A 17,885-nucleotide genomic window follows, 5' to 3' on the forward strand; every position below is an offset into this window, starting at 1 on the left:
CGCATTGCACAATGCCGCCATGCCCTACATGCCCACATTCGTCGCCCCCGCCCGCTTCACCGACGCCGCCGCCGCACTCGACCAGGTCAAGGCCATCTACCAGGGTGGCCTGTCTCACCTGCGCGAATCGATGCTGCGCTTCGTGGCCGGGGAGGCGCTGCCGGGCCGGGTGCGGGCCTGCTACCCGTTCGTGCGGGTGCACACGCACACGGTCTCGCGCCACACGCCGCCGGCCAATGCGGGCCTGAGCTACGGCTTCGTGGCCGGACCGGGCCGCTACGAGACCACGCTCACGCGGCCCGATCTGTTCTCCCGCTACTACCTGGACCAGTTCCGCCTGCTGCTGGAGAACCACCAGGTCGAGCTCGAGGTGGGCACCAGCACGCAGCCCATTCCGATCCATTTCTCGTTCGCCGAGAACGACCACATCGAAGGCACGATGAGCGAAGACCGCCGCGCGCTGATGCGCGACGTGTTCGACCTGCCCGACCTGGGCGTGATGGACGACGGCATCGCCAACGGCACCTACGAGGCGCGCGACGGCGAGGCGCAGCCGCTGTCGCTGTTCACGGCGGCGCGCGTGGACTACTCGCTGCATCGGCTTCGCCATTACACCGGCACCGCGCCCGAGTGGTTCCAGAACTTCGTGCTGTTCACCAACTACCAGTTCTACATCGACGAGTTCGTGCGCCTGGGCCACGAGGCAATGGCGGACGAGAACAGCGAGTACATCGCCTTCATCGAGCCGGGCAACGTGGTCACGCGCCGGCGCGGGCTCGATGCGGGCGCGAGCGAGACCTTCGGCCACCTGCTGGACGGCAGCCAGGGCACCGCGCCGCCGCGCCTGCCGCAGATGCCGGCCTACCACCTGGTGCGCGAGGACTACAGCGGCATCACGATGACCAACATCGGCGTCGGCCCGGCCAATGCCAAGACCATCACCGACCACATTGCCGTGCTGCGCCCGCACGCCTGGATGATGCTGGGCCACTGCGCGGGCCTGCGCAACACGCAGCAGCTGGGCGACTACGTGCTGGCGCACGCCTATGTGCGCGAGGACCACGTGCTGGACGAGGAGCTGCCGCTGTGGGTGCCGATTCCGGCGCTGTCGGAGATCCAGCTCGCGCTGGAAAAAGCCGTGGCCGACATCACGCGCTACGAAGGGCCCGACCTCAAGAAGATCATGCGCACCGGCACCGTCGCCAGCACCGACAACCGCAACTGGGAGCTTTTGCCCGGCAACCAGCCGCAGCGCCGCTTCAGCCAGAGCCGCGCGGTGGCGCTCGACATGGAGAGCGCGACCATCGCGGCCAACGGCTTCCGTTTTCGCGTGCCCTACGGCACTTTGTTGTGCGTGAGCGACAAACCGTTGCACGGCGAGATCAAGTTGCCCGGCATGGCCAACCACTTCTACCGCGAGCGCGTGGAGCAGCACCTGCGCATCGGCATGCGGGCCATCGACATCCTTCGGGAAGAGGGCTCGACCCGGCTGCACAGCCGAAAGCTGCGCAGCTTCGCGGAAGTCGCTTTTCAGTAAAAGTTGACAGATATTCGCAATTCCTAGGGTTTTCACCTAGGGGTTGACGCGCGTGTTTTTCACTTTTCTTAGACATCATCCGGTTACCTCTGTGAACAACTGGAAACAAAATGTCTAAGCCGCAGTCCATCAGCCTTTCCCGCCGCCGCTTCCATGCATGGATAGCCGGCGCTGCGGCCGCCGCGGGCGCGGGGCATGCCGCGCTGTGGTCGCGCCCGGCCGGTGCGGCCGAGCCGCAGCTGGTTGCCAAATTGCGCATCGTCATTCCCGCCAACGAAGGCGGCGGCTGGGACCAGACCGGCCGCGCGCTCGGCGCGGCGCTGCTGGCCTCGGGCGCGGCGGGCGACGTGGTCTACGAGAACGTCGGCGGCAAGGGCGGCACCATCGGCCTGGCGAAGTACGTCGAGAAATACGATGCCGACCCCGACACCGTGCTGATGAGCGGCATGGTGATGGTCGGCGCGGTGGCGCTGCAGAAGCCCGCGGTCACCATGGCGCAGGTCTCGCCAGTCGCGCGCCTCACCAGCGATTACGAAGTGGTGGCGGTGAAGGCCGATTCGCCCATCAAGACGCCCAAGGACCTGATCGCCGCATTGCGCGCCGACGTGGCCAAGACCGTCATCGCCGGCGGCTCGGCCGGCGGCGTCGATCACATGTACGCCGGCATGCTGGCGCGCGTGGCCGGCAACACCGCGGGCCTGGTCTACCAGCCGTACCCCGGCGGCGCGCAGGTGGTGGAGGCGCTGGAAACCGGCAAGGCCGTCGCCGGCATTTCGGGCTACAGCGAATTCAGCGAGGCGCTTGCCAGCGGCAAGCTGCGCGCGATCGGCGTTTCGTCCAAGCGGCCGTTCCTGGGCATTCCATCGGTGCGCGAGCAGGGCGTGGACGCCGACCTGGCCAACTGGCGCGGCGTGCTCACCGGCAAGAAGGTGCCCGCCGAGCGCCGCGCCGTGCTGCTGGAAGCCGTGCGCCGCGCGACCGGCGCCGACGTCTGGCAAAAGACCATCAAGCGCAACAACTGGGATGCGTACTGGATGGCCGGCAAGGACTTCGAGAGCTTCCTGGAACTCGACCTGGCGATGGCCGGGCCGATGATCTACCTGTTGAAACTCAAGGCCTGAAGACAGCCTTCAGGCGAACAGCTCCGGCATCTCGCGCTGCGCCTTGGGCGTGAGCGCGAGCTCGCGCCCGTCTAGCTCCTGCCGCACCCAGCCGCGGCGCAGCGACAGCTGCAGCCACGCGGCCCCGAGCGCGCCGCCCAGATGCGGACGGCGCTCGCTCCAGTCGAGACACGCGCAGGCAAAACGCCGGCGCGAGCGGCGCACCGCATCGACTTCGACCCCCAGGCTTTCGAGCGCGATCGCGCCCTCGGGCGTGAGTTCGTACGAGCCGCTCTGCAGGCCGCTGAGCCAGCCCTGCGCATGCAGCCGGTCGTGCAGCGCAACGCCCGCTGTGCCGGCCATGTGGTCGTAGCAGGTGCGCGCGGCGCGCAGGCGGCTCGGCGTGTTGGGCTTGAACTCGACCGCGCGCGGCGCGCCGGCCACGACCATCAGGCTTTCGAGCGCGGCCGCGACGTTGTCATCCGCGAGCCGGAAGTAGCGGTGCTTGCCCTGCACGAGCACTTCGACCAGCCGCTCTTCCTTCAGGCGCGCGAGGTGCGCGCTCGCGGTGGAGGCGGCCACCTCGGCGACGGTGGCCAGTTCGGTCGCGGTGCGCGCATGGCCGTCCATCAGGCAGTTGAGCATGCGGGCGCGCGCCGGCTCGGCGATGGCGCCGGCGAGACGGGCCAACTGGAAGTCCGCGGTGGCGGATGAGTTCGTGTCCATGCGCCGATCGTAGAACGCCGGCGCAATCGACACTTCGTTCACGGGCGAAGTGTGCCGGCAGCGCCGATTGCACACTGCGCGCCATGAACACCAGCCCCACTTCCCTCACCGACATGCCTGTCGATCCGGTCGCGGCCGTCACGCATGCCGATCCCTACCCCTTCTATGCCGCGCTGCGCGAAGGCCCGCCGCTCGTGTGGAACGACAAGCTGCGCGTGTGGGTCGCGAGTCGCGCGGACGTCATCGAATCTGTGCTGCTCGCGCACGGCGCACTGCGCGTGCGGCCGGCGGCCGAACCGGTGCCGCGCGCCATCGCGGGCAGCCCGGCCGGCGAGGTGTTCGGCCATCTGGTGCGCATGAACGACGGCGCGGCGCACCAGGCCCATCGGCCCGCGCTGCAGCGTGCGCTGGCCGGACTGGACCTGAATGCCGTGCACGCGTCCGCCTTGCAGGTCGCGCGCAACGTGCCGGCGGAGCCTTTGTCGGACGCGCTGTTTTCCATGTCCGTGCAGACGGTCGCGCACCTGCTCGGGTTTGCCGATGAAACGCTGCCGCAGGTGGACCGCTGGATGCGCGACTTCGTCGCCTGCCTGTCGCCGCTCTCGACGCCGGATCAACTGCAGAGCGCGAGCGTTGCGGCCGCTGAACTGATGACGCGATTCGAGGTGCTGACCGCCAGCGCGCCGCCTCGCAACGGCACGCTGCTCGCGGCCGTGCTGGCCGAAAGCGATGCGAGCGCACCGCTCTCACGCGCATGGCTCGCCAACATCGTCGGCCTGCTCTCCCAGACCTGCGACGCGACAGCGGGTCTGCTGGGCAACAGCCTCGTCGCACTGGTTCGCGATCCTTCGTTGCGGCAAGCGGCGCGCACGCGCGATGGGCAGCAGGCGATCGTGGAAGAGACGGCGCGGCACGACCCGCCGGTGCACAACACGCGCCGCTTCGCGAGCGAGCCCGTCACCATCGCGGGCACGCCGCTGGCCGTGGGCGATGCGGTGCTGCTGGTGCTGGCCGCCGCCAACCGCGATCCGGCGTTCAACCCCGATCCGGACAACTTCAAGCTGATCCGCGAACGGCGTCGCATGCTCGGTTTCGGCCACGGCATGCACGCCTGCCCGGGCCAGGCGCTGGCCTGCACGCTCGCGGCCGCGGGGCTCGATGCGCTGTTGCAGTGCAAGCCCGATCTCGATGCGATGCGTGCACGCGGCTGGCACTATCGGCCTTCGGCCAACGCACGCATTCCCGTCTTCCACTGACGGCATTCGTTCAAGCTCAAACGCGCGCAGTCGCCCAGTGCCCCGTGCCCGCGAGGTGCGGCGACAGTTGCGCATCGCCCCAGCGCAGCGGCAGTGCCGCCGGCCGGCGCAATGCGTGCTCGACGTGCAGGCGCAGCAGACGTTCGGCGCCCTCGAATTCTGCGAGCTCGGGTCCGTCCAGCACGATCTCCGCGGTGGCCGCGACATGGAGCAAGTCGCCGTTGTCGTAGTCGATGAACAGCAGCCCCGCGCGGGGATGTGCCAGCAGGTTGCCGAGCGTGTTGAAGAAGCGGTTGCCGTTGAAATCAGGAACCGTGAGCACGCCACCTTCATCGACGCGCACGAAGCCGGGCCGGCCGCCGCGGTGCGACACGTCCACGCCGTGCGACCGGACATCGGCTTCGTCGCCCGCCGCCACCGCATCCGGGTAGGCTGTGGCGATGAACAACGTGTCCGCGCTGCCGATGAGCCGCTGCGCGTCCAGGTCGAGCGCATCGAGCCATTGCACGGGCGCGCCGCCGGTGCCTGCCGCCGCGAACAACGGCTCGCGCGCCTGGATGTACCGCGGGCAATTGCCGAAACTCTGTTGCACCTCGAGCACGAAGCCCGTCGCATCGAGCGATTCGACCGTGCCGTTCATGCGGTTGCGCCGCCGCGTGTGCGGCTCGATGCCCAGCAAGCCGAGCGGGGCGCCCTGCGCGAGCTGGCCTGCGAGCGGATCGCCAGCCACGGGCAGCGCATCGATGCGCAGGTGCGCCGCGTCGGGCGAATGCGCGAAACCCGCGGGCGCCGCGAGCACGCTGGCCCACGGCTGCAGGTTCGCATCGAGGCTGCCGACCACGACGAACGGCAACTGCGCGAAGAACTCGCGGTGCTGGTCGGGCATGTAATCGCGGATCACGCGCGGCCCCGCGAACGCCATCTGCTCGCGCGAGCCGGCCTGCAACTGCAGCGCGCGCTCGCCCGCGTGGAACGGCGCGGCGATCATGCCGCCGCCGCAAGCCCGACCGGCGTGCGCACCATCGGCACGAAACCGGGCAATGCTTCCACGCGGGCCAGCCATTCGCGCACGCGCGGGTAGCCGTCGAGCGCCACGCGGCCTTCGGGCGCATGCGCCACGTAGGCGTAGTTCGAGATGTCGGCGAGCGTGGCTTCGGGGCCGGCGAGGAAAGGCTGCCGCTCCAGGTGGATCTCCATCACCGTGAGCAGCGCGTGCGAGCGTGTCACCGTCTCGGTCGGATCGACCGCGAGGCCGAAGAGCGCCATCACACGCGCCGCGGCCGGGCCGTAGGCGAGTGGCCCCGCGGCCACCGAGAACCAGCGCTGCACGCGCGCCGCGCCCACCGCGTCCTGCGGCATCCAGCGCGACGGATCGGCCGAATAGCGCGCGTTGAGGTAGACCAGGATCGCATTGGAATCGGCCAGCGTGACGTCGCCGTCCTCGATCACCGGCACCTGGCCGAAGGGATTGCGCGCCAGGAATTCGGGCGTGCGGTTGTCGCGCTTCTTCAGGTCGAGCTCGACGATCTCGAAAGGCAGGCCGAGCATCGTGAGGAACAACCGCACGCGGTGCACATGGCCCGAGATGGCGCTGCCGTAGAGCTTGATGGGTTGCGCAGGGCGGGCGGCGATGGCGTTCATGGGAGGTCCTTTGGAATGTCGAGACGAGGGCCAGGGGTGGCGTACTCCCTATTCTTCTCTCTTGCGATCAATGAATGAATAGCCATTTCTGTATTTGACTGCTGCGTTTTCCGGTTTAATCGCGCCATGGACCGCTTCAAAGCCATGCAGACCTTCGTGCAGATCGCCGAGCAAGGCAGCATGACCCGCGCTGCCGAATCGCTGGGCACCTCGCTGCCCGCGGTGGTGCGCTCGCTGGCCGCGCTCGAGGCGCATCTGGGCGTGCGGCTGTTCCACCGCACCACGCGCCGCCTGTCGCTCACCGAGGAAGGCCGCCACTACCTGCCGAGCGCGCGTGAGGTGCTGCTCGCGGCCGATGCGGCCGACCGCGCGCTCAATGCTGAGGCGCGCGAGCCGGCGGGGCAACTCACGATCACCGCCCCGGTGCTGTTCGGCCACATGTACGTGGCGCCGGCCATCACCCGCTTCATGACGCGCTACGACAAGGTGCGCTGCAGCGTGCTGCTGTACGACCGCGCGGTGAACCTGCTGGAGGAGAACATCGACGTGGGCATCCGCATCAGCCCGCTGGCAGATTCGTCGCTCGTCGCGCAGACGCTGGGCACCATCCGGCGCGTGGTGGCGGCGAGCCCCGATTTCCTCGCGCGCCACGGCACGCCGCGGCATCCGCGCGACCTGAACGGCGCGTCGTGCGTGCGCGGCCGCATCGACGCGCCGCCGCAATGGCAGTTCCACGAAGGCGGCAAGACGATCAGCGTGACGCCGAGCAACCGCCTGGAGTTCAACCACCTCGCGCCCGCCGTGGAGGCCTGCGCCGCGGGCATGGGCTTCGGCACCTTCTTCTCGTACCAGGTGCTGCCGTATGTGACGCAGGGGCGCCTCCAGATCGTGCTCGAAGACTTCGAGCCGCCGCCGCGGCCGGTGAGCGTGATCTATCCGAATGCGCGGCTGCTGCCGGCCCGCACGCGGGCGTTCATCGACTGGATGAAGACGGAGTTCAGCGGCTTGCGGATGTAGCCGCTACGGGGCCGTAGCAGGCCCCGATGCGGGCGCGGGCGCGGGCAGCGGCTTGCCCTCGCACAGCGCCGCGGCATCGATCGCCATGCTTCGCACCGCCTCTTCCATGCCGAGGTTCAGCACCGACATGAACTCGCCGTTGCCACTGGCCCAGTTGGTGCGCGTGCCCATGCCGTGATAGAGGCGCGTGGCCACCGCGCCGCCGGGCAGCCGGTAGTTCACCTTCAGCACCACGTGCGAGACGAGATTCAACCCCGCGGACCACGCATGGGCCAGCCGCAGCGCGACCACGGCGGAGACCTGCCGTGCCGGGTCGGAAGCAGCAGAAGCAGAAGAAGCCGCCGCGCCGACGACTGGCTGAAAGCCGTAGCGTTTGGTCGACAGCAACGCATCGCGCGTCCACATGCCCGCATCGCCGCTGCGCAGCGACTCCACGGTCCTCGGAGTGGCATGGACCGTCGGCAGCATCAGCGTGAGGTTGCCGGCATAGACCTGGTTGTTGCGCGCGTCCTCGATCGCCGGCAGGTAGAGCTTGCAGCCCTGCGGCGCGCGAAGGGTCTCGACCGGCGGACCGTTGGGGCGCTGCTCCTGTTCGGGCGCCTGCTGGTAGACCATGTCGAGCGGTTCGGTCTCGGTGAGCGCATGCGCGAGGCCGGGCATGGCGCAGAGCGCGAACAGGGCGGCCGCGGCCAGGCCCGTGCGGGGTGGTGAAGGTTGCGAGGGTTGTTGCTTCATGGTGCGGCCGTCCGGACCGAATACATCGCGTTGTCCTGGTCGCGGAACACGACGCGGCCGGGCTGCTCGTCGAAGCCCTGGCCGCCCAGCGTCACCCACGTGCCGTTGACGTTGAACCGCGCGGTGCGGATCGCGCCGGAGCGCGCGCCGGCCAGGTCCAGGCCCACCACGCGCAGCGTCTGCTGGATCGAATCGCGCATCACGGCTTTGAGCTGCTGCCCGTCGTTGGCGCCCAGCCGGCGCACGACGGTCGCGCGCGTTCCGCCGCCGATGGGCGTCTGGAAGACCGTGGCCGAGCGGTACGAGGGCTCCTTGTTGCCGTCTTGCCAGAGCAGCGCCGTGGTGCGCGTGGTGAAGGCGCCCAGCCCCGGCTCCAGCACGTACTGCAGCAACAGCACCAGATAGGCGGGGCCGCTCTTGGTGGCGACGATGCGGGCGTTCTGCTCGGCCTTGGGCGGCATGCCCGCGAGCACCTGCGAGGAGGCGATCTTCAGCGGGAAGGCGTTGGGCGTGTTCAGCAGTTCGCCGATGGCAAGACCCGCCTCGACGCGGTAGTCGTAATCGAGCAGCGGGCCGACGATGGCGCCGATTTCCGCACTCATTTCCTTTTGACGCGACTGCTGCACCGACGAGTCGATCAGCGCGCCGATCAGGCCGCCGCCCGTGGCCGCGCTCACGCCGGGTGCCTGTGCGGAGAACATGAAGCTCTCCTGCGCGACGACCACGCGAAGATCGACCTCCTGGACCTTCGTTCGGTCGGCCACCGCGAGCGGCCGGTGAAACTGGGCACATGCGCCAAGCAGTAAAACGACTGACAGCGCCAACAGAAAACGCAGCATCTTTGGTTCTTCTCTCGCGGTGTTCGATTGGGCGTCGATTGTGCCGGGAGTTGCGACGAAGAAGCGCGAGTTGTCCATCGGTTCAAGCGATGGCGGCATCCGCCTGGAGCCTGCGTCAGAATGACCGCGTGCCCTCTTCCTCCCCCACCTCCCCCCTCTTCCACGCCAGCCACCTGCGCAAGCGCTATGGCGACACCACGGTCGTGGACGACCTGTCGTTCGAGATCGCCCCGGGCGAGTGCCTCGGCGTGATCGGCCCCAACGGCGCCGGCAAGACCACCACCATCCGCATGTGCCTGGGCCTCACCGCGCCCGACGGCGGCGAGATCTCGGCGCTGGGCCTGCAGATGCCGCGCGATGCGCTCGCCATCAAGGCGCAGCTGGGCGTGGTCACGCAGTTCGACACGCTGGACCCCGACTTCAGCTGCGCCGAGAACCTCGTGGTGTACGGCCGCTACTTCGGCTTCGGCAAGGCGCAGGTGCGCGCCCGCGTGCCGCAGTTGCTGGAGTTCGCGGCGCTCTCGCACAAGGCCGATGCGAAGCCGGGCGAGCTCTCGGGCGGCATGCGCCGGCGGCTGTCGCTCGCGCGCGCGCTGGTGAACGACCCCAAGCTGCTGCTGCTCGACGAGCCGACCACCGGGCTCGATCCGCAGGCGCGCCACCTGATGTGGGAGCGGCTGCAGGTGCTGCTGCAGCAGGGCAAATCGATCCTCCTGACCACGCACTTCATGGACGAGGCCGAGCGCCTGTGCTCGCGCCTCCTGGTGCTCGACCATGGCCGCAAGATCGCCGAAGGCAAGCCGCGCGACCTGATCGCCGAGCACCTGGAGCCCGACGTGGTGGAGGTGTACGGCAACGGTGCGCTGTCGCTGGCCGAATCGCCCGAACTCAAGGCGATGGCGGCGCGCGTCGAGGTGAGCGGGGAGACGGTGTTCTTCTACACGCAGGACGCGCGGCGGCTGCTCGATGCGCTCACGCGGCACAGCGGCCTGCGCACCTTCCATCGCCCCGCGAACCTGGAAGACCTTTTTCTCAAGCTCACCGGGCGCCAGATCCGCGAGGACGGCTAGACCATGAACACGACAACTGCAACGACAACGGCGAACCCCGCGCCGCCCCCGCCCTCCGTGTGGCGCGCCCCCGAGATCTCGCTGCGCTGGTGGCCCGTGTTCCTGCGCAACCTGCTGGTGTGGCGCAAGCTCGCGATCCCGAGCCTCATCGGCAACATCGCCGAGCCGCTGATCTGGCTCGTGGCCTTCGGCTACGGCATGGGGGCGCTGGTGGGGCAGGTGGCGGTGGACGGCGTGAAGGTGCCCTACATCCTGTTCCTGGCAAGCGGCTCGATCTGCATGAGCGCGATGAACGCGGCGAGCTTCGAGGCGCTGTATTCGGCGTTCTCGCGCATGCATGTGCAGAAGACGTGGGACGGCATCATGAATGCGCCCGTCGGCCTCGACGACATCGTGATGGCCGAGATGCTGTGGGCCGCGTTCAAGTCGATCTTCACCGTCACCGCGATCCTGTTCGTGATGCTCGGCCTGGGCATCAGCCACAGCCCGAAGTTGATCGTCGCGTGGCTGGTGCTGATCGGCGCGGGCATCACGTTCTCGTCGATCGCGCTGATCTTCAATGCGCTGGCCAAGGGATACGACTTCTTCACCTATTACTTCACGCTGTTCATGACGCCGATGATGTTCCTGAGCGGCGTGTTCTTTCCGCTGGAGCAACTGCCCTCGGCCGTGAAGGCGGTGGCCGCGTGGCTCCCGCTGACCAATGCGGTGGCGCTGGTGCGGCCGCTCTTCATGGACCAGTGGCCGGCCGACTGGTGGCTGCATGCCGGCGTGCTGGCGGTGTATGCGGTGGTGGCGTTCTGGATCGCACTCGCGCTGACGCGCAAGCGCTTCAAGGCTTAGGCGCTCCGGCTGAAGGCATTCCGAAACGGATGCTTTCAAATTAGATTGCACACAATTTAATTGCTCGCTAGAATTCAGCCCATGCGCTCCGCCCCCATCTCCGCCGACGAAATGCTCAAGCTGGACAACCAGCTGTGCTTCGCCGTGTATTCCGCCTCGCTGGCGATGACCCGGCTCTACAAGCCGGTGCTGGAAAAGCTGCAGCTCACCTACCCCCAATACCTCGTCATGCTGGCCCTCTGGGAGCAGGACGGCCCGATGGTTTCCGAACTCGGCGAACGCCTCTCGCTCGACTCCGGCACGCTCACTCCGCTGCTCAAGCGGCTCGAAGCCAACGGCTACGTGGCCCGGGTGCGCGACGTGGCCGACGAGCGCCGCGTGCACATCACGCTCACCGCCGCGGGCCGCAAGCTCAAGGCCCGCGCGGCCAGTGTGCCGGGCTGCCTCATGGCCGCCACCGAATGCTCGGTGCCCGAACTCATCGCGCTCACCCAGCAGATCCAGACCCTGCGCGACCGCGTCAAGAAAGCGGCCTGACGCACAACGTTTTTCTCCCCGCTTCGATCGAACCACGAGAGAAGCTTTTTTTCACCCCCCTCCCTCCATCATCAAAGGAATCACCATGACCACCAAGCTCGACAAAGTGCTCTACACCGCAGAAGCCCACACCGTCGGCGGCCGTGACGGCGCAGGCAAGTCCAGCGACGGCGCGATCGACGTCAAGCTCAGCTCGCCCGGTTCGGGCAAGCCCGGCACCAACCCCGAGCAGCTGTTCGCGGTCGGCTACGCCGCCTGCTTCATCGGTGCGATGAAGGCCGTCGGCCCGAAGATCAGCGTGAAGGTGCCCGACGACGTGGCCATCGACTCGAAGGTGTCCCTCGGCCCGACGAACGGCGGCGCTGCCTACGGCATCTCGGTGCAACTGTCGATCACGCTGCCTGGCCTCGATGCTGAGCAGAAGCAAAAGCTGGTCGACACGGCGCACCAGGTCTGCCCGTACTCGAACGCAACGCGCGGCAATATCGACGTCGAACTCGTGATCGTCTGATCCCGGCGTCAGCGAAGTAACAAGCGCCCCGGCCACAAGCCGGGGCGCTTTTTTCATGGCCGGCGTTGTCTCACGCGTGACCCGCAAAGGGACAACGCGATAGCGCCTTTCATCAAGCTTGGCTAATGTGGCCGCACGCCCTTCAACGCACCGTGGAGATCGACACCATGAGCACCACCAGCCTTCTCGTCCGCAAGGACAGCCTGCCCACCACGCGCCTGCACACCGCCACCGACCAGCCCTTGGCCGACGGCCAGGTGCGCGTGCGCATCGACAGCTTTGCGCTCACCTCCAACAACATCACCTACGCCGCCTTCGGCGACGCGATGAGCTACTGGCAGTTCTTTCCCTCCGAGGAAGAGGGCTGGGGCAGCATCCCCGTGTGGGGCTTCGCAAGCGTCACGCAGTCGCTGCACCCCGGCGTGGCGGTGGGCGAGCGGCTCTACGGCTACTGGCCGATGGCATCGAGCGCGGTGCTGAGCCCCGACCGGCTCTCGCCCGGGCGCTTCACCGATGCGGCCGCGCACCGCGCCGCGCTGCCCGCGGTCTACAACCAGTACTTCCGCTGCAACGCCGATCCGCTCTACACCACCGACACCGAAGACCTGCAGGCGCTGCTGCGGCCCCTCTTCATCACCTCGTGGCTGATCGACGACTTCATGGCCGACAACGACTTCTTCGGCGCCAGCACCATGCTGCTGTCGAGCGCATCGAGCAAGACGGCCTACGGCACGGCGTTCCAGCTGCACCAGCGAAAGGGCATCGAGGTCGTCGGCCTCACCTCGCCAGGGAATGTCGCCTTCTGCGAGAGCCTGGGCTGCTACCACCGCGTGGTGACGTACGACGCGCTCGGCAGCGTCGCGGCCGACACGCCCAGCGTGTACATCGACTTCGCGGGCAACGGCGGGCTGCGCAACGCGATCCACGATCGTTTCGCGAACCTCCGGTACAGCTGCTCGATCGGCGGCACGCACGTGGAGCAGCTCGCCTCCAGGGGTGCGGGCAAGGAGCTCGCGGGTCCGCGCGCCACGCTGTTCTTCGCGCCGGCGCAGATCAAGAAGCGCACCACCGAATGGGGCGCGGACGAATTCGGCCGGCGCATGGTGGGCGCCTGGCGCAACTTCCTCGCGACGGTGACCGATGCGAGCAACCCCTGGCTGCACGCCGAGCAGCACCGCGGCGGCGAGGCGGTGCAGGCCGCCTACGCGCAGGTGCTGGGCGGCAAGGGCGACCCGCGCACGGGCCATATCCTTTCGCTTTACAAACAACCCGGCGGGCTGTGACGCCGCCGCTGCGGGGTAGCGACAATCGCTGCATGACCCCTTCCCCCGCAGCGCCCGCCAACACCCATCCCTACGAGAGCCTCACGCCCGACGTGGTGCTCGACGCGCTCGCGACGCTCGGCCTGCACGGCGATGGCCGGCTCACAGGCCTGAACTCTTACGAAAACCGGGTCTACCAAGTGTTCCTGGAAGACCCGAACCCGCATCCGGCCGTGGTGGTGAAGTTCTACCGCCCCGGCCGTTGGAGCGAAACCGAGATCCTCGAGGAGCACGGCTTCTCGCTCGAACTGGCCGCCGGCGAAGTGCCCGCCGTGCCGCCGTTGGCTTTCGACGGCAAGACCCTGCACCACCACGCCGGCTTCGCGTTCAGCGTGAGCCCCTACCGCGGCGGCCGCGCGCCCGAGCTCGACAACTTCGAGGTGCTCGAATGGGTCGGCCGGTTCCTCGCGCGCATCCACACCGTGGGCAGCGCCAGGCCTTTCGAGGCCCGCCCCGCGCTCGACCTGCAGACCTTCGGCCTCGATTCGCGCGACTGGCTGCTGGAGAACGACAAGATCCCGCTCGACATGCAGCGCGACTGGGAAAAGATGTGCAATGAGGCGCTGGACATGGTGCGCGCGACCGCCCTCGCGCTGCAGCCGCCGGCCTCCGATTTCAAGCCGCGCAAGCTCCGCCTGCACGGCGACGTGCACCCCGGCAACATCCTGTGGACGCCCACCGATCGCCCCGGCGGCGGCCCGCACTTCGTGGACCTGGACGACGCGCGCACCGGCTATGCGGTGCAGGACCTGTGGATGCTGCTCTCGGGCGACCGCGCGCAGCGCACTTCGCAGCTCTCGGGCCTGCTGGACGGCTACGAGCAGTTCCGCGAATTCGACCGCCGCGAGCTCGCGCTGATCGAGCCGCTGCGCACGCTGCGGCTCATCCACTACAGCGCCTGGCTCGCGCGCCGCTGGGAAGACCCGATCTTCCCGATCAACTTTCCGTGGTTCGGCTCCAGCGACTACTGGAAGGGGCAGATCCTCGTATTGGAAGACCAGTGCGAGCAGATGGCAGAGGAGCCCCTCTACGCTTGAGCCGCCGTGTCCGCGACGCCCTGCAGCAGCCGCTCGACCAGCACGTTGGGCGGCCCGGCGCGCCACACGCCATAGGACTCCGACTGCACCACTGGCCGGTCGAGCGGCCTGAACACCGCGCCACGCAGCGCCGAGTTGCGCATCGCCTGCGGCACCAGCGCGACGCCCATGCCCTGCGACACCAGCGACACGACGGCCAGCCAGTGACGCACCTCATGCCGCACCTCCGGCAGGAAACCCGCATCGGCGCAGATCGACAGGATGCGCTCGTGATAGTCGGGTGAGGCCTCGCGCGAGAACAGCACGAAAGGCTGGTTGCGCAGATCGGCCGGGGCCAGCACCCGCTTGCGCGCCAGCGAATGCCCCGCGGGCAGGCAGCACACGAAGGGCTCGGTCAACAGCAGGCGGTGATGCAGTTCAGGCGGCATGCGGCTCGTGTGGACGAAGCCCAGGTCCAGCCGGTCGTGCAGCAGCTCGGCGATCTGCACGCCCGAGTTGAGTTCGTTCAGCGTGATGCGCACCGCAGGGTGCTTGGCCTGGAACGCGCGCAGTGCCGGCGGCAAGCCGCGGTAGAGCATCGCGCCGACGAAGCCGATGCGCAGCCGACCTGCCGAGCCGCTCGCCACATCGCGTGCTTCCGTCGCCGCCTCTTGCGCCTGCTGCAGCAAGCGCCGCGCAGAGACGCGCAACGCCTCGCCCGCGTGCGTAAGCCGCACCTCCTTGCTGTTGCGCTCGAAGAGCCGCGCGCCCACCGACTCTTCGAGCTGGCGGATCGCGACCGACAGCGGCGGCTGCGAGATCGACAGGCGCCGCGCCGCGCGGCCGAAGTGCAGCTCTTCGGCCAGCACGGAGAAATAGCGCAGGTGTCGCAGTTCCATGCAGCTCCATCCATAGGCAGATCGAATCGAACAAGACCAATTCGATATTAGACACGGATCGTCGCAGCTTCAACAATGCGGCGAACCCAGGAGACAAATGCATGCCTGAAAACGCCGCACACGCCGCGCCGCAAACCGCGCACGCCCATCCGATTCCCGACCGTCACGGCCAGAACCTGTTCACCGCCGACACCGAGCTGCACGGCCTGCTCGCGCTCTACCTGCCCGACGATCTGCGCACCCACATGCAGCCGCACTTCGAGCGCCTGGGCGGCCTCGCCGGCGGCCTGCTCGACGAGCTGGCCAGCACCGCCGACCGCAACCCGCCCACACTGAAGCAGCGCACCCGCACCGGCCTGGACGAGCAGACGGTCGTCAAGCACCCGGCCTATGTGGAGATGGAGCGCCTCGCGCTCAGCGAATTCGGCCTGGCCGCGATCTCGCACCGCGACGAAACGCTGGGCTGGAAGGGCAAGATGCCGCCGCTGGTCAAGTACGTGCTGACCTACCTCTTCGTGCAGGCCGAGTTCGGGCTGTGCTGCCCGGTCTCGATGACCGATTCGCTCACGCGCACGCTGAAGAAATTCGGCGAGCCCGAACTGGTCGCGCGCTTCCTTCCACGCCTGACCTCGCTCGACTTCGACGAGCTCGCGCAAGGCGCGATGTTCATGACCGAGCAGGCCGCCGGCTCGGACATCGCGGCCACCGCGACGATGGCACGGCGCAAAGACGACGGCAGCTGGCGCATCACCGGCGACAAGTGGTTCTGCTCGAACCCCGATGCCGATTTCGCGATGGTGCTCGCGCGCGCCGAGGATGGCGCGGCGGGCATGAAGGGCGTGTCGCTGTTCCTGCTGCCGCGGCGGCTGGAGGACGGCAGCCTCAACCACTACCGGATCATTCGCCTGAAGGACAAGCTGGGCACGCGCTCGATGGCCAGCGGCGAGATCCGGCTCGAAGGCGCGGTCGCGTACCTCGTCGGCGAAGAAGGCCGCGGCTTCGTGCAGATGGCCGACATGGTGAACAACTCGCGCCTGTCGAACGGCGTGCGCGCCGCGGGCCTCATGCGCCGCGCGGTGGCCGAGGCCGAATACATCGCCGCCGAGCGCCGCGCCTTCGGCCGCACGCTCGACCAGATGCCGCTCATGCAGCGCCAGCTCGACAAGCTGCGCCTGCCCGCCGAGCAGGCGCGCACGATGGTGTGCCAGACCGCGCTCGCGCTCGCGCGCTCCGACGCCGGCGAGCCCGATGCGTATGCGCTGCTGCGCATCCTCACGCCGCTCATCAAGTTCCGCGCCTGCCGCGATGCGCGCAAGGTGACGGGCGATGCGATGGAAGTGCGCGGCGGCTGCGGCTACATCGAGGAGTGGAGCGATCCGCGCCTCGTGCGCGATGCGCACCTGGGCTCGATCTGGGAAGGCACGAGCAACATCGTGGCGCTGGACGTGATCCGCGCGGTCAAGCGCGAAGGGTCGCTCCCGGTGCTGCGCGCGCACTGCGAGAAGCTGCTCGCCGATGCGGCCCTCGCGCCCGCTTTCGCCAAGGCCCTGCGCGATGCGCTGGCACGCGCCTCGGCGCTGGCCGAGACCGCGGCGCGCGAAGGCGGCGACGTGCTCGCGCGCCAGGCCGCATCGGCGCTCTACCACTGCACGAGCAGCATCGCGATGGCGTGGGAGGCTGCGAACAGCGGCTCGGCACCGCGCCTGCGCTGGGCTCAGCTGGTGCTGCTGCACCGCGTGCTGCCGCGCGATCCGCTCGCGCCCGATGCGATGCCCGCGGACTGGAACACCACTGCGGCGCGTGCCGCGGAAATCACTGCCTGATTCATAAAAAACGGAGACATCTCTTGCGACACCTCACTCACCTCTTTGCCGCGGTCACTACCTGCGCCGCGCTGCTCGGCGCATCCCCCGCCGCGCAAGCCCAAGGCCCTTTCCCTTCCAAGCCCCTGACGCTGGTCGTGCCCTTCCCACCGGGTGGCCCGACCGACGCGATGGCCCGCACGCTGGCCGCCGAGATGAAAGACCGCCTCGGCCAGCCCATGATCGTGGAGAACCGCGCGGGCGCGGGCGGCAACATCGGCGCCGAGTACGTGGCGCGCGCCGAGGCCGACGGCCACACGCTGCTGTTCGGCACCTCGGGGCCTCTGGCCATCAACGCGAGCCTCTATCGCAAGATCAACTACGACCCTGTCAAGAGCTACGCGCCGGTGATCCAGGTCGGCTACCTGCCGAACATCCTCGTGGTGAACCCGGCGCTGCCGGTGAAGACCGTGCCGGAACTCGTCGCCTACGCCAAGGCCAACCCGGGCAAGCTGAGCTATGCCTCGTCGGGCAACGGCGCCTCGTCGCACCTGGCGGGCGTGCTCTTCAACTCGGTGGCCGGCACCGACCTGCAGCACATCCCCTACAAGGGCACGGGCCCGGCGCTCAACGACCTCCTGGGCAACCAGGTGAGCATGACCTTCACCGACATCCTCACCGCGCTGCCCTACGTGAAGGCCGGCAAGCTGCGTCCGCTGGGCGTGGCGACACTCGCGCGCTCGCAGGCGCTGCCCGAGGTGCCGACGATTTCGGAGCAGGGCTACAAGGGCTACGACGTGAGTGTGTTCTTCGGCATCGTCGCGCCGGCCGGCACGCCCGCGGACCGCGTGGCCAAGCTCAACCACGCGTTCGCCGAAGTGCTGAATTCGCCCAAGGTCAAGCAGATGTTCGCGGCGCAAGGGCTCGAAGCCTCGGCCGATACGTCGCCGCAGAAGCTCGGCCAGTTCATCGTGAGCGAATCGGCCAAGTGGAAGGACGTCGTGAAGAAGTCCGGCGCGCAGCTCGATTGACCG

The 17,885-nt window shown here is 68.4% G+C and carries 18 protein-coding genes; 12 read left to right on the forward strand and 6 right to left on the reverse strand.

What is annotated here, in order from left to right; all coding sequences use genetic code 11:
• Nucleotides 1-19: 19 nt before the first annotated feature.
• Together JC881_RS26590 and JC881_RS26595 are read left to right on the forward strand one after the other, a co-directional pair.
• Nucleotides 20-1,537: an AMP nucleosidase gene (locus JC881_RS26590; RefSeq protein WP_198788706.1), complete on the forward strand. Its 1,518-nt coding sequence runs from the start codon at nucleotides 20-22 to the stop codon at nucleotides 1,535-1,537.
• 110 nt (nucleotides 1,538-1,647) lie between these two features.
• The gene (locus JC881_RS26595) at nucleotides 1,648-2,658 is read left to right on the forward strand and encodes a Bug family tripartite tricarboxylate transporter substrate binding protein (protein ID WP_198788707.1); all 1,011 of its coding nucleotides are present in this window, start codon (nucleotides 1,648-1,650) and stop codon (nucleotides 2,656-2,658) included.
• Nucleotides 2,659-2,667: 9 nt separating this feature from the next.
• Here JC881_RS26595 and JC881_RS26600 read toward each other — a convergent pair whose 3' ends face one another.
• Nucleotides 2,668-3,363 carry an ArsR/SmtB family transcription factor gene (locus tag JC881_RS26600; protein WP_198788708.1) on the reverse strand — a complete coding sequence of 232 codons (696 nt, stop codon included), beginning with the start codon at nucleotides 3,361-3,363 and terminating at the stop codon, nucleotides 2,668-2,670.
• Between the two features lie 83 nt (nucleotides 3,364-3,446).
• On the opposite strand from JC881_RS26600, the gene JC881_RS26605 reads away from it, so the two are divergent.
• Nucleotides 3,447-4,619: a cytochrome P450 gene (locus tag JC881_RS26605; RefSeq protein ID WP_233102059.1), complete on the forward strand. Its 1,173-nt coding sequence runs from the start codon at nucleotides 3,447-3,449 to the stop codon at nucleotides 4,617-4,619.
• Nucleotides 4,620-4,635: 16 nt separating this feature from the next.
• On the opposite strand, the gene JC881_RS26610 is transcribed toward JC881_RS26605, so the two are convergent.
• Together JC881_RS26610 and JC881_RS26615 are read right to left on the reverse strand one after the other, a co-directional pair.
• Complete coding sequence (locus tag JC881_RS26610; protein ID WP_198788709.1) at nucleotides 4,636-5,607, reverse strand: pyridoxamine 5'-phosphate oxidase family protein; 972 nt, start codon at nucleotides 5,605-5,607, stop codon at nucleotides 4,636-4,638.
• Nucleotides 5,604-6,260 carry a glutathione S-transferase family protein gene (locus JC881_RS26615; protein WP_198788710.1) on the reverse strand — a complete coding sequence of 219 codons (657 nt, stop codon included), beginning with the start codon at nucleotides 6,258-6,260 and terminating at the stop codon, nucleotides 5,604-5,606. The genes JC881_RS26610 and JC881_RS26615 overlap by 4 nt, the downstream gene beginning before the upstream one ends.
• A 126-nt stretch (nucleotides 6,261-6,386) precedes the next feature.
• On the opposite strand from JC881_RS26615, the gene JC881_RS26620 reads away from it, so the two are divergent.
• A complete protein-coding gene (locus JC881_RS26620; RefSeq protein WP_198788711.1) occupies nucleotides 6,387-7,277 on the forward strand; it encodes a LysR family transcriptional regulator in 891 nt (296 codons plus the stop codon).
• Nucleotides 7,278-7,280: 3 nt separating this feature from the next.
• On the opposite strand, the gene JC881_RS26625 is transcribed toward JC881_RS26620, so the two are convergent.
• Together JC881_RS26625 and JC881_RS26630 are read right to left on the reverse strand one after the other, a co-directional pair.
• Nucleotides 7,281-8,012, reverse strand: a complete 732-nt coding sequence (locus JC881_RS26625) for a hypothetical protein (RefSeq protein WP_198788712.1) — start codon at nucleotides 8,010-8,012, stop codon at nucleotides 7,281-7,283.
• Complete coding sequence (locus tag JC881_RS26630; protein WP_332875297.1) at nucleotides 8,009-8,776, reverse strand: hypothetical protein; 768 nt, start codon at nucleotides 8,774-8,776, stop codon at nucleotides 8,009-8,011. Before JC881_RS26630 ends, JC881_RS26625 begins: the two co-directional genes overlap by 4 nt.
• Nucleotides 8,777-8,940: 164 nt before the next feature.
• Here JC881_RS26630 and JC881_RS26635 point away from each other — a divergent pair, with 164 nt between their 5' ends.
• The 6 genes from JC881_RS26635 to JC881_RS26660 all read left to right on the forward strand — a co-directional run bounded on the left by JC881_RS26635 (nucleotide 8,941) and on the right by JC881_RS26660 (nucleotide 14,171).
• The gene (locus JC881_RS26635) at nucleotides 8,941-9,921 is read left to right on the forward strand and encodes an ATP-binding cassette domain-containing protein (RefSeq protein ID WP_233102060.1); all 981 of its coding nucleotides are present in this window, start codon (nucleotides 8,941-8,943) and stop codon (nucleotides 9,919-9,921) included.
• Nucleotides 9,922-9,924: 3 nt separating this feature from the next.
• On the forward strand, nucleotides 9,925-10,764 hold the full coding sequence (locus JC881_RS26640; protein ID WP_198788715.1) for an ABC transporter permease: 840 nt from the start codon (nucleotides 9,925-9,927) through the stop codon (nucleotides 10,762-10,764).
• A gap of 81 nt (nucleotides 10,765-10,845) precedes the next feature.
• Nucleotides 10,846-11,301 carry a MarR family winged helix-turn-helix transcriptional regulator gene (locus JC881_RS26645; protein ID WP_198788716.1) on the forward strand — a complete coding sequence of 152 codons (456 nt, stop codon included), beginning with the start codon at nucleotides 10,846-10,848 and terminating at the stop codon, nucleotides 11,299-11,301.
• An 85-nt stretch (nucleotides 11,302-11,386) separates the two neighbouring features.
• The gene (locus JC881_RS26650; RefSeq protein WP_093440537.1) at nucleotides 11,387-11,812 is read left to right on the forward strand and encodes an organic hydroperoxide resistance protein; all 426 of its coding nucleotides are present in this window, start codon (nucleotides 11,387-11,389) and stop codon (nucleotides 11,810-11,812) included.
• A 167-nt stretch (nucleotides 11,813-11,979) separates the two neighbouring features.
• Complete coding sequence (locus JC881_RS26655) at nucleotides 11,980-13,095, forward strand: DUF2855 family protein (protein WP_198788717.1); 1,116 nt, start codon at nucleotides 11,980-11,982, stop codon at nucleotides 13,093-13,095.
• Nucleotides 13,096-13,127: 32 nt separating this feature from the next.
• Nucleotides 13,128-14,171, forward strand: coding sequence for a serine/threonine protein kinase (locus JC881_RS26660; protein WP_198788718.1), 1,044 nt, complete (start codon nucleotides 13,128-13,130; stop codon nucleotides 14,169-14,171).
• Here JC881_RS26660 and JC881_RS26665 read toward each other — a convergent pair.
• On the reverse strand, nucleotides 14,162-15,049 hold the full coding sequence (locus JC881_RS26665; RefSeq protein WP_198788719.1) for a LysR family transcriptional regulator: 888 nt from the start codon (nucleotides 15,047-15,049) through the stop codon (nucleotides 14,162-14,164). The genes JC881_RS26660 and JC881_RS26665 overlap by 10 nt on opposite strands.
• Before the next feature lie 101 nt (nucleotides 15,050-15,150).
• Here JC881_RS26665 and JC881_RS26670 point away from each other — a divergent pair, with 101 nt between their 5' ends.
• A complete protein-coding gene (locus JC881_RS26670) occupies nucleotides 15,151-16,872 on the forward strand; it encodes an acyl-CoA dehydrogenase family protein (protein WP_198788720.1) in 1,722 nt (573 codons plus the stop codon).
• 23 nt (nucleotides 16,873-16,895) lie between these two features.
• Complete coding sequence (locus tag JC881_RS26675) at nucleotides 16,896-17,882, forward strand: tripartite tricarboxylate transporter substrate binding protein (RefSeq protein ID WP_198788721.1); 987 nt, start codon at nucleotides 16,896-16,898, stop codon at nucleotides 17,880-17,882.
• The last annotated feature ends 3 nt before the right edge of the window (nucleotides 17,883-17,885 follow it).

Origin of the sequence: Variovorax sp. IB41, from assembly GCF_016405905.1 — a bacterium.
GTDB lineage: Bacteria > Pseudomonadota > Gammaproteobacteria > Burkholderiales > Burkholderiaceae_C > Variovorax.

Bases quoted from the DNA above. Each gene is read 5' to 3' on its own strand.
- JC881_RS26660 (WP_198788718.1), top strand. From the start codon at position 13,128: ATGACCCCTTCCCCCGCAGCGCCCGCCAACACCCATCCCTACGAGAGC.
- JC881_RS26620 (WP_198788711.1), top strand. From the start codon at position 6,387: ATGGACCGCTTCAAAGCCATGCAGACCTTCGTGCAGATCGCCGAGCAA.
- JC881_RS26600 (WP_198788708.1), bottom strand. From the start codon at position 3,363: ATGGACACGAACTCATCCGCCACCGCGGACTTCCAGTTGGCCCGTCTC.
- JC881_RS26590 (WP_198788706.1), top strand. From the start codon at position 20: ATGCCCTACATGCCCACATTCGTCGCCCCCGCCCGCTTCACCGACGCC.
- JC881_RS26635 (WP_233102060.1), top strand. From the start codon at position 8,941: ATGGCGGCATCCGCCTGGAGCCTGCGTCAGAATGACCGCGTGCCCTCT.
- JC881_RS26625 (WP_198788712.1), bottom strand. From the start codon at position 8,012: ATGAAGCAACAACCCTCGCAACCTTCACCACCCCGCACGGGCCTGGCC.
- JC881_RS26605 (WP_233102059.1), top strand. From the start codon at position 3,447: ATGAACACCAGCCCCACTTCCCTCACCGACATGCCTGTCGATCCGGTC.
- JC881_RS26670 (WP_198788720.1), top strand. From the start codon at position 15,151: ATGCCTGAAAACGCCGCACACGCCGCGCCGCAAACCGCGCACGCCCAT.
- JC881_RS26595 (WP_198788707.1), top strand. From the start codon at position 1,648: ATGTCTAAGCCGCAGTCCATCAGCCTTTCCCGCCGCCGCTTCCATGCA.
- JC881_RS26655 (WP_198788717.1), top strand. From the start codon at position 11,980: ATGAGCACCACCAGCCTTCTCGTCCGCAAGGACAGCCTGCCCACCACG.
- JC881_RS26610 (WP_198788709.1), bottom strand. From the start codon at position 5,607: ATGATCGCCGCGCCGTTCCACGCGGGCGAGCGCGCGCTGCAGTTGCAG.
- JC881_RS26645 (WP_198788716.1), top strand. From the start codon at position 10,846: ATGCGCTCCGCCCCCATCTCCGCCGACGAAATGCTCAAGCTGGACAAC.
- JC881_RS26640 (WP_198788715.1), top strand. From the start codon at position 9,925: ATGAACACGACAACTGCAACGACAACGGCGAACCCCGCGCCGCCCCCG.
- JC881_RS26665 (WP_198788719.1), bottom strand. From the start codon at position 15,049: ATGGAACTGCGACACCTGCGCTATTTCTCCGTGCTGGCCGAAGAGCTG.
- JC881_RS26615 (WP_198788710.1), bottom strand. From the start codon at position 6,260: ATGAACGCCATCGCCGCCCGCCCTGCGCAACCCATCAAGCTCTACGGC.
- JC881_RS26650 (WP_093440537.1), top strand. From the start codon at position 11,387: ATGACCACCAAGCTCGACAAAGTGCTCTACACCGCAGAAGCCCACACC.